The sequence below is a fragment of the Streptomyces sp. JH002 genome (assembly GCF_050916115.1).
Lineage (GTDB): Bacteria > Actinomycetota > Actinomycetes > Streptomycetales > Streptomycetaceae > Streptomyces > Streptomyces xiamenensis.
On the sequence record NZ_CP087989.1, the window covers coordinates 3041280 to 3055573 of the forward strand.

Annotated in this window: 15 protein-coding genes; 6 read left to right on the forward strand and 9 right to left on the reverse strand. The window is 71.7% G+C overall.

Going from position 1 to position 14294, the window contains the following annotated elements; all coding sequences use genetic code 11:
• Window positions 1–41: 41 nt before the first annotated feature.
• The 3 genes from H7827_RS13765 to H7827_RS13775 all read left to right on the forward strand — a co-directional run bounded on the left by H7827_RS13765 (window position 42) and on the right by H7827_RS13775 (window position 3133).
• Complete coding sequence (locus tag H7827_RS13765) at window positions 42–1925, forward strand: N-acetylmuramoyl-L-alanine amidase (protein ID WP_432745375.1); 1884 nt, start codon at window positions 42–44, stop codon at window positions 1923–1925.
• A gap of 37 nt (window positions 1926–1962) precedes the next feature.
• A complete protein-coding gene (locus tag H7827_RS13770; RefSeq protein WP_386536774.1) occupies window positions 1963–2607 on the forward strand; it encodes a phosphatase PAP2 family protein in 645 nt (214 codons plus the stop codon).
• Between the two features lie 79 nt (window positions 2608–2686).
• Window positions 2687–3133 (forward strand): hypothetical protein, encoded by a 447-nt coding sequence (locus H7827_RS13775; RefSeq protein ID WP_432745377.1) that lies wholly within the window; start codon window positions 2687–2689, stop codon window positions 3131–3133.
• A 12-nt stretch (window positions 3134–3145) separates the two neighbouring features.
• Here H7827_RS13775 and H7827_RS13780 read toward each other — a convergent pair whose 3' ends face one another.
• From H7827_RS13780 to H7827_RS13815, 8 genes are all read right to left on the reverse strand, one after another.
• The gene (locus tag H7827_RS13780) at window positions 3146–3931 is read right to left on the reverse strand and encodes an alpha/beta fold hydrolase (protein WP_432745379.1); all 786 of its coding nucleotides are present in this window, start codon (window positions 3929–3931) and stop codon (window positions 3146–3148) included.
• A gap of 140 nt (window positions 3932–4071) precedes the next feature.
• The gene (locus H7827_RS13785) at window positions 4072–4557 is read right to left on the reverse strand and encodes a heat shock protein transcriptional repressor HspR (RefSeq protein ID WP_386536767.1); all 486 of its coding nucleotides are present in this window, start codon (window positions 4555–4557) and stop codon (window positions 4072–4074) included.
• 3 nt (window positions 4558–4560) lie between these two features.
• Window positions 4561–5766, reverse strand: coding sequence for a molecular chaperone DnaJ (dnaJ, locus tag H7827_RS13790; RefSeq protein ID WP_030733021.1), 1206 nt, complete (start codon window positions 5764–5766; stop codon window positions 4561–4563).
• Window positions 5767–5862: 96 nt separating this feature from the next.
• Window positions 5863–6633 carry a nucleotide exchange factor GrpE gene (grpE, locus tag H7827_RS13795; RefSeq protein ID WP_386536764.1) on the reverse strand — a complete coding sequence of 257 codons (771 nt, stop codon included), beginning with the start codon at window positions 6631–6633 and terminating at the stop codon, window positions 5863–5865.
• Window positions 6630–8510 (reverse strand): molecular chaperone DnaK, encoded by a 1881-nt coding sequence (gene dnaK, locus H7827_RS13800; protein ID WP_030733014.1) that lies wholly within the window; start codon window positions 8508–8510, stop codon window positions 6630–6632. Before dnaK ends, grpE begins: the two co-directional genes overlap by 4 nt.
• A gap of 111 nt (window positions 8511–8621) precedes the next feature.
• On the reverse strand, window positions 8622–9167 hold the full coding sequence (locus H7827_RS13805) for a peptidoglycan recognition protein family protein (protein WP_432745383.1): 546 nt from the start codon (window positions 9165–9167) through the stop codon (window positions 8622–8624).
• 266 nt (window positions 9168–9433) lie between these two features.
• Window positions 9434–10078: an NADPH-dependent F420 reductase gene (locus H7827_RS13810; protein ID WP_432745385.1), complete on the reverse strand. Its 645-nt coding sequence runs from the start codon at window positions 10076–10078 to the stop codon at window positions 9434–9436.
• A gap of 72 nt (window positions 10079–10150) precedes the next feature.
• Window positions 10151–10516 (reverse strand): DUF488 domain-containing protein, encoded by a 366-nt coding sequence (locus tag H7827_RS13815; RefSeq protein WP_386536755.1) that lies wholly within the window; start codon window positions 10514–10516, stop codon window positions 10151–10153.
• A gap of 96 nt (window positions 10517–10612) precedes the next feature.
• Here H7827_RS13815 and H7827_RS13820 point away from each other — a divergent pair, with 96 nt between their 5' ends.
• From H7827_RS13820 to dcd, 3 genes are read left to right on the forward strand one after another with little or no spacing between them, the layout of a single operon-like run.
• Window positions 10613–12769, forward strand: coding sequence for a (Fe-S)-binding protein (locus H7827_RS13820; protein WP_030733005.1), 2157 nt, complete (start codon window positions 10613–10615; stop codon window positions 12767–12769).
• A gap of 47 nt (window positions 12770–12816) precedes the next feature.
• Window positions 12817–13518 (forward strand): Yip1 family protein, encoded by a 702-nt coding sequence (locus H7827_RS13825; RefSeq protein WP_375877996.1) that lies wholly within the window; start codon window positions 12817–12819, stop codon window positions 13516–13518.
• Between the two features lie 17 nt (window positions 13519–13535).
• Window positions 13536–14111 carry a dCTP deaminase gene (gene dcd / locus H7827_RS13830; protein WP_030733001.1) on the forward strand — a complete coding sequence of 192 codons (576 nt, stop codon included), beginning with the start codon at window positions 13536–13538 and terminating at the stop codon, window positions 14109–14111.
• Here the strand turns inward: dcd and H7827_RS13835 are convergent.
• Complete coding sequence (locus H7827_RS13835; RefSeq protein WP_432052361.1) at window positions 14079–14282, reverse strand: hypothetical protein; 204 nt, start codon at window positions 14280–14282, stop codon at window positions 14079–14081. The two genes, dcd and H7827_RS13835, sit on opposite strands and share 33 nt — an antisense overlap.
• Window positions 14283–14294: the final 12 nt, after the last annotated feature.

Here is a 14294-nt window from a genome sequence, read left to right on the forward strand (position 1 = left end):
CCACTACCCCTGTACCCGACGCGCAGCAGAAGGAGCCTGCCATGCGACGACGCCCCCCGGGCATCACCCGCCTCAGCACCGCCTGCACCGCCGTGGCCCTCACGCTGCCACTGCTACTCGCCGGGCCCGTTTCCCCGGGCGCCGTCGCGGCGGACGACGACCGGGCCCTGCAGGCGGCCTTCGGCGCCGCCGCGCGGGAGTCCGGGGTCCCCGAGCCCGTACTCCTCGCGGTCTCCTACCTCTCCTCCCGCTGGGAGGGCCACGGCGGCGCCCCCAGCGTCACCGGCGGGTACGGACCGATGCATCTGACCGACGCCGCCACCGCGCTCGCCGGAGAGCCGGACCCGCGCGGGGACGACGCCCGCACCCCGCAGACCCTGGTGCGGGCCGCCACGCTCACCGGCCTCGACCCGGACGAACTGCGCGCGCGGGACGCGGCCAACGTCGCGGGCGGCGCCGCCCTGCTGGCGGAGCATCAGCGCGCCCTGGGGCTGCCGCCGAGCCCCGACCCCGCCGACTGGTACGGGGCGGTCGCCGCCTGGTCGGGCGCCGACACCCGGGAGGCCGCCGAGGTCTTCGCCGACGAGGTCTACACGGTCCTGCGCGAGGGCGCCGCCCGCACCACCCCCGAGGGGCAGCGGGTGGTCCTGCCCGCCACCCCCGTCACCCCGGACAGGGCACAGACCGCGGCGCTGGGGCTGCCCGACCCGCCGCGCGACCCCCGCGTGGAGTGCCCGCGCACCGTCTCCTGCGCCTGGCTGCCCGCGCCGTACGAGGAACTGGACGAGGAGGGCGGCTACGGCAACCACGACAAGGCCGACCGGCCGCGCTCCCAGTCGATCGACTACATCGTCATCCATGACACCGAGGCCACCTGGGAGCGCACCCTCTCGCTGGTCGCCGACCCGGCCTATGTCTCCTGGCACTACAGCCTGCGCTCGGCCGACGGCCACATCGCCCAGCACGTGCCGACCAAGGATGTCGGCTGGCACGCCGGGAACTGGTACGTCAACGCCAAGTCGATCGGCCTGGAGCACGAGGGCTTCCTGACCGACCCGGACGCCTGGTACACGGAGGCGATGTACCGCACCTCGGCCCGCCTGGTGCGCCATCTGGCCCGCGCCTACGACATTCCGCTGGACCGGCAGCACATCCTGGGGCACGACAACGTCCAGGGCACCGTGACCGCCAACGTGCCCGGCATGCACACCGATCCCGGCCCCTACTGGGACTGGTCGCACTACTTCGAGCTGCTGGGCGCCCCGCTGCACCCCACCGCCGGGCCGCGCGGCGGACTGGTGACCATCGCCCCGGACTACGACCGTCACTCTCCCGTGTACACCGACTGCGACGGCACCGCCTGCGCGCCGCACGGCTCCTCGGCGGTGCGGCTGCACACCGAGCCGGACGCCGGCGCCCCGCTGGTCCGGGACATCGGCACCCATCCCGGCGGGGACGGCGCGTCCTCCACCGGGGTCAACGATGTCGGCGCGCGGGCCACCGCGGGGCAGCGGTTCGCGGTCGCCGAGCGGCGCGGGGAGTGGACGGCGATCTGGTACCTGGGCCAGAAGGCGTGGTTCCACAATCCGCCCGGGGCGCCGACCGCCTTCGACGCGCAGGGCTGGGTCGTCACCGGCAAGCGGGGCGCGCAGACCATCCCCGTGTACGGGCGGGCCTACCCCCAGGAGTCCGCGTATCCGCCGGACGTGCCCTACCAGCCGGTGAGCCCGCTGAGTTACGAGGTGCCGGCGGACCAGGCGTACGCGGTGGGGCTGCGGACGACCAGCGAGTACTACCGGGCGGTGACGTTCGACCCGGCCGGCCATCAGGTGGTGCGCGGCGAGACGTACTACCAGATACAGGTCGGGCACCGGATCGGCTTCGTCAAAGCGAGCGATGTCACCGTGCGCTGGTCCGCGCGGTGACGCGCGGCGGGGGCGGAAGGGGGCCTAACCTGCCCCAATGGCCCGCTCTTTGCTGACCGCCGCCGTCTCAGGTGTGTTGTTCGTGCTGCTGACCGTCGCCGTGCTGGTGCACGGCCGCGAGCCGTTCGGGATCGATACCGCGCTGACCAACTGGGCCGTGGAGCACCGCTCCTCCGCGCTCACCCAGGTGATGAGAGCGATCACCGATTCGGGTACCGGGGTGGTGCCGATCCTGCTGATGGCCCTGGCCGGCGCGCTGGCGGCGCGGCGCTCCGGCGGAATCGCCGTCGGGGCGCTGGCCGGGGTCGGGGCGCTGGTGGTGGGGCAGTTGCTGCGGTACGGGCTGATGCAGGCCATCAACCGGCCCCGTCCGCCGTCGGTGGACTGGGTGATGCACGCCAACGGCGCGTCCTTCCCCTCCGGGCACACCACGACCTCCGCGCTGGCCGGGTTCACGCTGTGCACGGTGCTGTTGCTCACCGTGCGGCGCGGCGCGGCGCGGACGGCGGCCGTGGTGCTGTTGCTGTGCTGGACGGTGGCGGTCGGGGTGAGCCGGGTGTACCTCGGGGTGCACTGGGCGACGGATGTGCTGGGGGGATGGCTGTTCGCGGGCTTCCTGGTGTTCCTGGTGCTGCCCGCGGTCCCGACGCTGGCGCCCAAACGGCTGCCCCTGCCGGTCTGACCGGCCGTCCGCCGCGCCTGGCGCCCTCCCGGTGAACAGCCGCTGGCACCGGGCGTGTTGAGGGGTCCATACTCGGCGGATGCGTTCGCGTTCGCTGGGAGCCGCCCTCGCGGTGGCCGTGGTGTCAGCCGTTGCCGGGTGTGGTGCCGCCGTCGAGGCGGCGCCGGATCCGGGGCCCGCCCCGCGGGGGGAACGGACGGCGCCCGGCCCGGACACCCCGCTGAAGGTGGCGCCGTGGACGCCGGAGGCGGTCGCCGCCGAACCCCCCGACGAGGGGCACACGCCCGCCTCGCCGACCCCGGCACCGCCCCCGCCGCCCGAGCCGGAACCCGAACCCGAACCGGAACCGGAACCGGCGCCCGCCGGCGAGGAGGACGCGGAGGAGGGCGCCGGTACGGATGAGCACGCCCCCGCCCCCGGCCGCGACGATCACCACCGGAACCGGGACGGCGGCGGACACTGCGGGCCCGCCCGCGAGTGGCTGGAGGAGTGGCAACGGGAGTGGTGCGACGTGGTCTTCGACTGAGCCCCGACCCGTTCACGCCGTGAGGAAGCCGCGGACGGCCTCCGCCACGCCCACCGGATCGTCGTCGTGGATCCAGTGCCCGGCGGCGGGGAACTCCAGCAGCCGGGCCCCCGGGCGGCGGGCGGTCATCTCCCGGGCCAGCGTGGCGGGCAGCAGCGTGCTGTGTCCGCCGCGCAGCACCAGCGCCGGGCAGCGGGAGCCGAGCCATCGCGGCCACCAGTCCCCGACTCCGCCCGCCTGCACCTCCGTCATCGTGTCCCAGTCGAACAGCAGCCGCCAGCCGCCGCGTTCCTCGTCCGGGACGGCGCTGGCCATGAAGTACGCGGCATCCGGTACGCCGGCCGCCTCGATCGCGGCGGCGAGCGCCTCGCGGGTGGGCGCGGTGGCCGGCCAGCCGCGCACGTCCAGCACGGGACGCTCGATCTCCGGGCGCCGCATCACCGGGCCGACATCCTCGATGATCAGCGCGGACACCAGATCGGGCCGGCGGGCCGCGAGGTGGTACGCGATGATCCCGCCCAGCGAGTGGCCGAGCACCGCGACCGGCCGGCCGCCCCGTCCCTGGACCAGCTCCGTCAGCAGCCGCTCCGCGTCGTCGGTGAACCGCTCGACGCCGAAGCCGCCGGGGCGCGGCGGGCAGTGACCGTGACCGCGCTGGTCGGGCGCGAGAACCCGGAAGGCGGGGCCCAGATCGGCGGCGAGCCGCGCGAAGACCGCCCCCCGCCCGAAGCTGCCGTGCAGGGCGAGCAGAGGTGTCCCGTCCCCGCCCGAATCCAGTCCGGGTGCCGTCCACGCCATGCGCACGAGCCTAGGTCCCCGGACACGCACCGGCCCCCCGCTTTTCCGGCCCCGGCCCCTCGTCGTCCCGCGCCGCCCCGCGCAGCGCATGGCGAGGGGCCCGGCGCGTCCGCACCGGGCCCCTCGTCCGCGTGTTCCGCTCAGCCGCGCCGGTCGGGCCGCCACACCACGACGGCACCCTGGTGGGTGACGTCCTGGTACGGCACCAGGTCCCGCCGGTAGGAGGCGTGCACCTGGGCCTCGCGCTGCCGCATGGCCAGCGCCGCGCCCTCCAGCGCCTGCTGCATCTCGGCGGCCTGGGCGCGCAGCACCGCCACCTGATGCTCCAGCTCGATGATCCGCTTGATCCCGGCGAGGTTGATGCCCTCGTCCTGGCTCAGCCGCTGCACCTCGCGCAGCATCTGGATGTCACGGGCGGAGTACCGGCGGCCGCGCCCGGCCGTACGGTCGGGGCAGACCAGACCGAGCCGGTCGTACTGGCGCAGGGTCTGCGGGTGAAGTCCGGACAGCTGGGCCGCGACCGAGATGACGTACACGGGGGTGTCGTCGGTCAGCGGGCCGGGGCCCGGCCCGGGGCCTCCACCTGGTGAGCGGGGCCCGGATCCTGGTGCGTTCCAGCCGTCCATTCGTCACTCTCCCTTCGCGGCCTCGAACAGCGCTGCCCGAGGGTCATCGTCCCCGGCGGCCGTCCGGTACTCCTCCAGGGCCTTGCGCGCCGCCTCGTTCAGATCCCGCGGAACCACTACTTCTATCGTGACCAGCAAATCGCCGAGCGAACCGTCCTTGCGCACCGCGCCCTTGCCCCGGGCACGCATGGTGCGCCCGCCAGGGGTGCCGGGCGGGAGCTTCAGCGTGACGGGCGGACCGCCCAGAGTCGGCACGGTGATCTCGCCCCCGAGGGCGGCCTCGGGGAAACTCACCGGCACCGTAATGGTCAGATTGTCACCACGGCGGCCGAACACGGGGTGTTCGTCCACATGGACGACGACATACAGATCACCGGCCGGGCCGCCGCGTTCGCCCGGGGCGCCCTTGCCGCGCAGCCGGATGCGCTGCCCGTCGCCGACGCCCGCCGGGATGCGGACCTGCATGGTGCGGGAGCTGGTCGCCCGCCCGCTGCCCCGGCATACGGAGCACGGGTCCTGGGCGATCAGGCCCCGGCCCTTGCAGTCCACGCACGGATCGGTGAGCGAGAACCCGCCCCCGCCGCCCCTGCTGACCTGGCCGGTGCCGACGCACGTCGGGCACACCCGTGGCGTGCCGTTCTTGTCGCCGGTACCCGAACACGCCTTGCACGCCGCGCTGGAGGACATCCGCAGCGGCACGGTGGCACCCGAGACCGCCTCGGTGAAGCTCAGCGTCACCTCGGACTCCACGTCCTGCCCACGGCGCGGCGCGGTCGTACGGGTGCCCGCGCCGCCCCGGTTGAACAGTCCGCCGAAGACGTCGCCGATGCCCCCGCCGCCACCGAAGCCGCCGGCCGGGCCACCGGGCCCGCCCGGGCCGCCCGGCCCGCCCTGGGTGCCCCCGAAGAGGTCACCCAGGTCGAAGTTGAACTGCTGGCCGCCCGCCCCGGGGCCGGGCCGGAAGCCGCCACCGCCGAAGAGGGCGCGCGCCTCGTCGTACTCCTTGCGGCGCTTCACGTCGCCGAGCACGTCGTACGCCTCGGAGACGTTCTTGAACCGCTCCTCGGCGCGGGAGTCACCCTTGTTGGCGTCCGGATGGTTCTCGCGGGCGAGCTTCCGGTACGCCTTCTTGATCTCCGCCTCGGTGGCGTCGCGCGGGACGCCGAGGACCTTGTAGTAGTCCTTCTCGATGAAGTCCTTGGTGCTCATCCCCGGCATCCCTCCTCTCCGGCCTTCCCGGCCCGTCCGGCCTCACCGGTCGTCCCGGTGAGGCCGATTCCGATCAGCAGCCGCATTCCCCCGGCCTCAGCCCTCGTCCGGAGCGGCGGCATCACTCTTGCCGCCGCCGGTTCCGTTCTCCGGCTCGGACGTCGACGCACTGTCCTCCTGCTGCTCGGCCGCGGAGTCGGCCCCCGCCGCCGCGGGCTGCGCGCCCGGCTGCGGCTCGGCGACACCGACCCGCGCGGGGCGGATCGTCCGTTCGCCGATGCGATACCCGGGCTGGAGGATCTGCACGCACGTCGTCTCGGTGACGTCCGGCGAGTAGCTGTGCATGAGGGCCTCGTGGATCATCGGGTCGAAGGGCTCGCCCTCCTTGCCGAACTGCATCAGACCCATCTTGGCCGCCACCGTCTCCAGCGACTCGGCCACCTGCTTGAAGCCACCGACCAGCTCGCCGTGGTCCCGGGCGCGGCCGATGTCGTCCAGTACCGGCAGCAGTTCGGTGAGCAGATTGGCGACCGCGATCTCCTTGACGGCGATCCGGTCCCGCTCCACCCGGCGGCGGTAGTTCTGGAACTCCGCCTGGAGCCGCTGCAGGTCCTGGGTGCGTTCGTTCAGCGCCGAGCGGGTCTGGTCGAGCTGCGCGGTCAGCGCCACCTCGACCGAGGACTGCCCGGCGTCGCCGCCCTGGCCGCCCTGGCCCGCGCCCGTACCACCGGCTGCCGCCCCGTCACCGGGGGCCGGAGCCCCCCCGCCGTCCGGGTTCTCCGGCTCGGCGGGGGTGGCGTCCGCGTTCGCGGCATCGCCGTCGGGGACCTCGGGCTCCTTGTCGAAGCCCTGCGGGTCCTGGGTCACGCCGCACCACCCTTCGGCTTGTCGTCGTCCACGATCTCGGCGTCGACGACGTCGTCCTCGGCACCGCCGGAGGCCGCACCGCCCTGGGCACCGCCGGCCGCACCCGCGCCCGCCTCGCCGCCGGGACCGGCGGCCTGGGCGCCCTGCGCGTCCGCGTACATCGCCTGGCCCAGCTTCTGGCTGGTGGAGGCGACGGTCTCGGACGCCTCGCGGATCGCCGCGGTGTCCTCGCCCTTCAGCTTCTCCTTGAGGTCGGCGACCGCGGTCTCGACCTCGGTCTTCACCTCGGCCGGAACCTTCTCGGCGTTCTCCTTGAGGAAGTTCTCCGTGGTGTAAACGAGCTGCTCGGCCTGGTTGCGGGTCTCCGCGGCCTCGCGGCGGCGGTGGTCCTCGTCCGCGTACTGCTCGGCGTCGCGCATCATCCGCTCGATGTCGTCCTTCGGCAGCGCGGAGCCACCGGTGACGGTCATCCGCTGCTCCTTGCCGGTACCGAGGTCCTTGGCGGAGACGTGCATGATGCCGTTGGCGTCGATGTCGAAGGTGACCTCGATCTGCGGGACGCCGCGCGGCGCCGGGGGCAGACCGGTCAGCTCGAACATCCCGAGCTTCTTGTTGTACGCGGCGATCTCGCGCTCGCCCTGGTAGACCTGGATCTGCACGGACGGCTGGTTGTCCTCGGCCGTGGTGAAGATCTCCGAGCGCTTGGTCGGGATCGTGGTGTTGCGCTCGATCAGCTTGGTCATGATGCCGCCCTTGGTCTCGATACCGAGGGACAGCGGGGTGACGTCCAGCAGCAGGACGTCCTTGACCTCACCCTTGAGCACACCGGCCTGGAGGCTGGCGCCGATGGCGACGACCTCGTCCGGGTTGACGCCCTTGTTGGCGTCCTTGCCACCGGTCAGCTCGCGCACCAGCTCGGCGACCGCGGGCATCCGGGTGGAGCCGCCGACGAGCACCACGTGGTCGATCTCGGACAGCTGGATGCCGGCGTCCTTGATGACGTTGTGGAACGGGGTCTTGCAGCGCTCCAGCAGGTCCGCGGTCAGCTGCTGGAACTGCGCCCGGGTGAGCTTCTCGTCCATGTGCAGCGGGCCCTCGGCGGACGCCGTGATGTAGGGCAGGTTGATCGAGGTCTCGGTGGACGAGGACAGCTCGATCTTGGCCTTCTCGGCGGACTCGCGCAGCCGCTGGAGGGCCATCTTGTCCTTGCTGAGGTCCACGCCGTGCGCGGCGGCGAACTGGCGCACCAGGTGGTCCACGACGCGCTGGTCCCAGTCGTCACCACCGAGGTGGTTGTCACCGTTGGTGGCCTTCACCTCGACCACGCCGTCGCCGATCTCCAGCAGCGAGACGTCGAACGTACCGCCACCGAGGTCGAAGACCAGGATGGTCTGGTCGTCCTTCTCCAGGCCGTAGGCGAGGGCGGCGGCGGTCGGCTCGTTGACGATCCGCAGCACGTTCAGGCCGGCGATCTCGCCGGCCTCCTTGGTGGCCTGCCGCTCGTGGTCGTTGAAGTACGCCGGGACGGTGATCACCGCGTCGGCGACCTTCTCGCCCAGGTAGGCCTCCGCGTCCCGCTTCAGCTTCTGCAGGATGAACGCGGACATCTGCTGCGGGTTGAAGTCCTTGCCGTCCAGGTGCACCTTCCAGTCGGTGCCCATGTGGCGCTTGACCGAGCGGATCGTCCGGTCCACGTTGGTGACTGCCTGGCGCTTGGCGACCTCGCCGACGAGCACCTCACCGTTCTTGGCGAAGGCGACGACGGACGGCGTGGTCCTGGCGCCCTCGGCGTTGGTGATGACGGTGGGCTCACCGCCTTCGAGAACACTGACGACGGAGTTCGTCGTGCCCAGGTCGATGCCGACCGCTCGTGCCATTTCGGTTTCCTCCAGCACTGTTGAGTGAATCTGACTCAAGAGTGCCGCAGGCTGCCACCGGCGTCAAATGACCTGAGCGTGGCCGACTCAACTCTTATCCCATTCTTACGCTCAAGGGGGCCCGGAGGGTTCGGCTCCCGCCCCGTCCGCCCGCAGCCGGGCGGCCTCCGCGCGGATGGCGGGCAGTGCCTCCTGCAGAGAGTCGCCCGGACAGTCCGTGTACGAGGTGTCGCGGTGCCCGGAGATCACCTCGACGTCCACCGCCTCCCCCTCCCCGAAACGGCTGTCGTCATTCGTGGACACCAGCTGCGTGTGCTCGCGCGGATCCACCCCGGACCGCAGCTTCCAGGCGGCGACCCGCGCGATCGCGTCCAGCACCGCCTGCGGCGGCGGGGCGTCGTCGAAGGTCCCCAGCACGGCGACACCCACCGTGTCGCTGTTGAAGCCCTCGGTGTGCGCCCCGTACGCGTCCCGCTCCAGGCCGCCGGCCCGGCCCTCGTAGATCGTGCCGCACCGGTCGACCATGAAGTTGTAGCCGAGGTCGTCCCAGCCGCGCCGGCCGACGTGGTACCCGTACATCTCGCGCAGCATCTCGGGCACCTCGGCGCAGTCGTACACGTCGTCGTGCGCGGTGTGGTGCACGAAGACCGCCTTCACCGCGCCGGTGTACGTGGTCGGCCCGGAGCGCAGGCCCTCGTCCGCCCCCCCACTCCTCGCGGGTCATGATCCCCTCCGGGCGGGCGGTGGCCCGCTGCGCGGTGGCCGGGCCGCCGTCCGGCTGCCCGCCGCCGCCCCCAACCTCCCCGGCGCCCGGCACCCCGTCCCAGGTCACCAGGAGGGCGAGCGGCAGGACGGCTGCGGCCAGCGCCCAGCGCCGGCGCGGCCCGTCGGCTGTGGTGATCCGGATCTGCCTCACGCCACCCCTAGGAAATGATCTTGAGTGCGCCGGCCCAGTCGAAGCCGAGCCGGTCCTGGACCGTCATGAGCAGGAACTGGAAGCCCTCCAGCTCCCGCGCCCGGCGCAGCGGCCCGACATCCAGGGGCCGCAGCCCGCCGGAGGAGACGAGCTCGGCGACCGTTGCCTTGGCCCCCTCGTCATCACCCGCGAGGAACACGTCCAGCCGCTGTCCCGCCACCTCACCGGCCACCAGGGTGGTGGCGAAGGTGGTGTTGAACGCTTTGACGACGGGGACGCCGGGCGCCGCCTCGGCGGCGATCTCCTCGGCGGCGGAGACCCCGGGCGCGGTGACGAGGGAGTCGAAGGTGGTGAAGTCGACGGGGTTGCAGATGTCGACGACGACCGAGCCGGTGAGCGCGGTGCCGTAGTCGTTCACCAGATCGCGGCCCACCGGGTGCGGCACGGCCAGGACGACGATGTCGGCGTCCTCGACGCCGATCGCGTCCGAGGGCTGCACATGGCCGGTGGGGTGGCTCTGGCGCAACTCGTCCGCCAGGGCACGCGCCTTGTCGGCGGAGTGGTCGATGAGCCGTACGCTGTGCCCCCCGACCAGTGCCCGGGTGGCGATGCCCCGGGCCATGCTGCCGGCACCCACGATGGTCACGATCATGGGCTCATCGCACCACGCCCCCCGGGGGACCGCACCTCGAATGGGCCCAGGGCGGCGACCCCCCGCACCGGCTCAGCGGCCCCGCAGCCGCTCCGCCAGCACCGCCGCGTGGCTGCGTTCCGGCTCCCTGACCGAGGTCACGAGGGTGACGGTGTGGGTCCGCGCCTCGGCACGCAGCCGTTCGAGCTCATCGGCCCGTTCGGGGGCTTTCAGTTCGGCCAGATAGCGGCGGCGGAACTCCGCGTACGACGCGTGTTCCCCGTGAAACCAGTGCCGCAGATCGGTCGAGGGCGTGATCTCCTTGGGCCACTCGTCGATGTGCGCGTCCGCCTTGGTGACCCCGCGCGGCCAGACCCGGTCGATCAGCACCCGGGTCCCGTCCTGTTTGTCCGGCGGGTCGTACACCCGCCGCACCTGAATGTCGGGGCGGCTTGTCATCACTGTCCTCCAAGATGTTTCCAGGATGGCCGGTGAAGTGGGTACCCTCATACGAAGCCGTTAAGTTACCGCCCAGTAAGACCGACAGGAGCTGACATGCAACTGGCCGCGATCGTTGTCTCGCTGGTGCTCACCGCTGTCGCCGTGGCGCTGTTCAGCCGGGCGATCGTGGAGATCGTCCGCTTCCTGCGCCTGGGCCAACCCGTGCCCGAGGGCGCCCGCACCGGCGACCCCGGGGCGCGCACCCTCACCCTGGTCAAGGAGTTCCTCGGCCACACCCGGATGAACCGCTGGGGCATCGTCGGCGTCGCCCACTGGCTGGTCGCCCTCGGCTTCCTCACCCTGGTGCCCACCCTGCTCCAGGCGTACGGCCAGCTCTTCCAGGCCGACTGGCTGCTGCCGGTGATCGGCGGCTTCACCCCCTTCGAGATGTGGACGGAGTTCTTCGCCGCCGGCACCACCGTCGGCATCCTCGTCCTCATCGCCATCCGGCTGCTGAACCTGCCCTCGCGGGCGGGCCGCAAATCGCGCTTCACCGGGTCGACCGCCTGGCAGGCGTACTTCGTCGAGTACGTCATCCTCACCATCGGCGTCGCCATCCTGCTGCTGCGCGGTCTGGAGGGCGCCCTGCACCATGTGGACGGGTACGGCGCGGCGTACTTCGTCTCCTACCCGCTGGTCGCCCTCTTCGACGGGCTGAGCGTCGGCACCCTGCAGACCCTCGTCTACCTGGTCGTCCTCATCAAGATCAGCGTCTCGATGATCTGGGCCATCACCGTCGCCCTGAACACCTCCATGGGCGTCGCCTGGCACCGCTTCCTGGCCTTCCCCAACATCTGGTTCAAGCGCGAGGCCGACGGCGGCACGGCCCTGGGCGCGCTCCAGCCCATGACCTCGGCCGGCAAGCCCATCGACTTCGAGGACCCGGGCGAGGACGACCAGTTCGGTGTCTCGCAGGTCGAGCACTTCTCCTGGAAGGGCCTGCTGGACTTCTCCACCTGCACCGAGTGCGGCCGCTGCCAGTCGCAGTGCCCGGCCTGGAACACCGGCAAGCCGCTCTCCCCCAAGCTGCTGGTGATGTCGCTGCGCGACCACGCGCACGCCAAGGCCCCGTACCTGCTGGCCGGCGAGGAGGCCCCGGAGCGCCCGCTCATCGGCACCGAGGCGGAGCAGGGCGTCATCGACCCCGACGTGCTGTGGTCCTGCACCACCTGCGGCGCGTGCGTCGAGCAGTGCCCGGTGGACATCGAGCACGTCGACCACATCGTCGACATGCGCCGCTACCAGGTGATGATCGAGTCGGCGTTCCCCAGCGAGGCCGGCACGATGCTGAAGAACCTGGAGCGCAAGGGCAACCCCTGGGGGCTCGCGAAGAAGAAGCGCCTGGAGTGGACCAAGGAGGTCGACTTCGAGGTACCCGTCGTCGGCCAGGACGTCGAGGACCTCACCGAGGTCGACTACCTCTACTGGGTGGGCTGCGCCGGCGCCCTGGAGGACCGGGCGAAGAAGACCACGAAGGCGTTCGCGGAGCTGCTGCACACCGCCGGGGTGAAATTCGCGATCATGGGCGGCGAGGAGACCTGCACCGGCGACTCGGCGCGGCGGCTCGGCAACGAGTTCCTGTACCAGCAGCTGGGCCGGCAGAACGTCGAGACCCTCAACGAGGCGTTCGGCTCCATCCCCGTCAAGCGCATCGTGGCCACCTGCCCGCACTGCTTCAACACGCTGGCGAACGAGTACCCGCAGCTGGGCGGCCGGTACGAGGTCATCCACCACACCCAGCTGCTCCAGCACCTGATCGACGAGGGCCGGCTGGTGCCGGTCACCCCGGTCGAGGGCCTGATCACGTACCACGACCCGTGCTACCTGGGCCGGCACAACAAGGTGTACACCCCGCCGCGCGAGATCATCGGCCGGGTGCCGGGGCTGCGCAACGAGGAGATGCACCGCCACAAGGAACGCGGCTTCTGCTGCGGCGCGGGCGGCGCCCGGATGTGGATGGAGGAGCGCATCGGCAAGCGCGTGAACGACGAACGCGTGGACGAGGCACTCTCCCTCAACCCGGACATCGTCTCCACCGCCTGCCCCTTCTGTCTCGTGATGCTGACGGACTCCGTCAACGGGAAGAAGGAGAGCGGCGCCGCGAAGGAGAACCTGCAGGTCGTGGACGTCGCACAGCTCCTGCTGACCTCGGTGAAGACCCCGGTCGCGGCCGCCGAGACGGAGGGCAGCGTGGAAGACCCCGTCAGCTGACAGGGACCGGGTCCGGAAGACCGCCGGGAGGGGGTACGTTCGTACTTGTGCCCGGACAACGAAGGAAGCGCGAGCAAGATCCGCAGCAGCCGTATCCGTACCAGCAGCCGGTCCCCGATCCGTACTACGACGACGGCGGCGGGAACCAGCACCAGGGATACGGCTACGGCGCGGCGGATCCGACCGAACCGCCACCCGAGCCCCCTCAGCCCCCCCTGCACTGGAAGGAACTGCTGCCGGCGGTCCTCCTGCGGCCGGAGCCCACGTTCTGGCGGATGCGGGACTACCCCATGTGGGGCCCGGCCCTGATCGTCACCTTCCTGTACGGATCGGTGGCGGTCTTCGGCCTCGACAAGGCGCGCGAGGACATACTCAACACCACGGTCTCCAACGCGGTGATCTACCTGCTGATCACCGGGGTCGCCATGGTGCTCGGCTCACTGCTGCTGTCGACGGTGACCCACAACCTGGCCCGGCAGTTCGGCGGCAACGGACTGTGGGCGCCGACCACCGGCCTGGCGATGCTCATCATGGCGCTCACCGATGTGCCGCGCCTGGCGGTGGCCATCTTCGTCGGCGGGGCCAGCCCGGTGGTGCAGATACTGGGCTGGGCGACCTGGCTGTTCGCGGGCGCGCTGTTCACGCTGATGGTGTCCCGCTCCCACGAACTCCCCTGGCCGCGCGCCCTGGCGGCGTCGGCCATCCAGCTGATGTCGCTGCTGATGCTGGTGAAGCTGGGCACGCTGTGACGCTGTAGCCTTCGGGGGTGCTTCTCTCAGACAAGGACATCCGGACGGAAATCGACGCCGGACGGGTACGGATCGACCCCTTCGATCCGTCGATGGTGCAGCCCTCCAGCATCGACGTGCGGCTCGACCGCTACTTCCGGGTGTTCGAGAACCACCGCTACCCCCACATCGACCCCTCGGTCGAGCAGCCCGACCTGACCCGCGTGATCGAGCCGGCCGGCGACGAGCCGTTCATCCTGCACCCCGGGGAGTTCGTCCTCGCCTCGACGTACGAGGTGGTCTCGCTCCCCGAGGATGTGGCCTCCCGGCTGGAGGGCAAAAGCTCCCTCGGACGCCTCGGGCTGCTCACCCACTCGACGGCCGGCTTCATCGACCCGGGCTTCTCGGGCCATGTGACGCTGGAGCTGTCCAACGTGGCGACGCTCCCGATCAAGCTGTGGCCCGGCATGAAGATCGGCCAGCTGTGCATGTTCCGGCTGACCTCGCCGTCCGAACACCCCTACGGATCGAGCGGGGTCGGCTCCCGCTACCAGAACCAGCGCGGGCCGACCCCTTCCCGGTCATACCTGAACTTCCACCGCACCCAGGTCTGAGACGGGCACGGCACTGCGCAGCCGCCCGCACCGCGGACACCTCAGCAACCTCGCGGGCCCGATCCGCTCACGACGCAGCTGCCGCAGGGGAAAACGGGGCGCGGCGAACACGTGCCCCTCGGCACAACGGACAACGGTGACCTGCAAAGAGACCCCTCCAGACGCCGACAACGCGGCCACCCT

Coding starts and splice junctions, on each gene's coding strand:
- H7827_RS13765 (WP_432745375.1), top strand. CDS start 42: ATGCGACGACGCCCCCCGGGCATCACCCGCCTCAGCACCGCCTGCACC.
- H7827_RS13770 (WP_386536774.1), top strand. CDS start 1,963: ATGGCCCGCTCTTTGCTGACCGCCGCCGTCTCAGGTGTGTTGTTCGTG.
- H7827_RS13775 (WP_432745377.1), top strand. CDS start 2,687: ATGCGTTCGCGTTCGCTGGGAGCCGCCCTCGCGGTGGCCGTGGTGTCA.
- H7827_RS13780 (WP_432745379.1), bottom strand. CDS start 3,931: ATGGCGTGGACGGCACCCGGACTGGATTCGGGCGGGGACGGGACACCT.
- H7827_RS13785 (WP_386536767.1), bottom strand. CDS start 4,557: ATGGACGGCTGGAACGCACCAGGATCCGGGCCCCGCTCACCAGGTGGA.
- dnaJ (WP_030733021.1), bottom strand. CDS start 5,766: ATGAGCACCAAGGACTTCATCGAGAAGGACTACTACAAGGTCCTCGGC.
- dnaK (WP_030733014.1), bottom strand. CDS start 8,510: ATGGCACGAGCGGTCGGCATCGACCTGGGCACGACGAACTCCGTCGTC.
- H7827_RS13810 (WP_432745385.1), bottom strand. CDS start 10,078: ATGATCGTGACCATCGTGGGTGCCGGCAGCATGGCCCGGGGCATCGCC.
- H7827_RS13815 (WP_386536755.1), bottom strand. CDS start 10,516: ATGACAAGCCGCCCCGACATTCAGGTGCGGCGGGTGTACGACCCGCCG.
- H7827_RS13820 (WP_030733005.1), top strand. CDS start 10,613: ATGCAACTGGCCGCGATCGTTGTCTCGCTGGTGCTCACCGCTGTCGCC.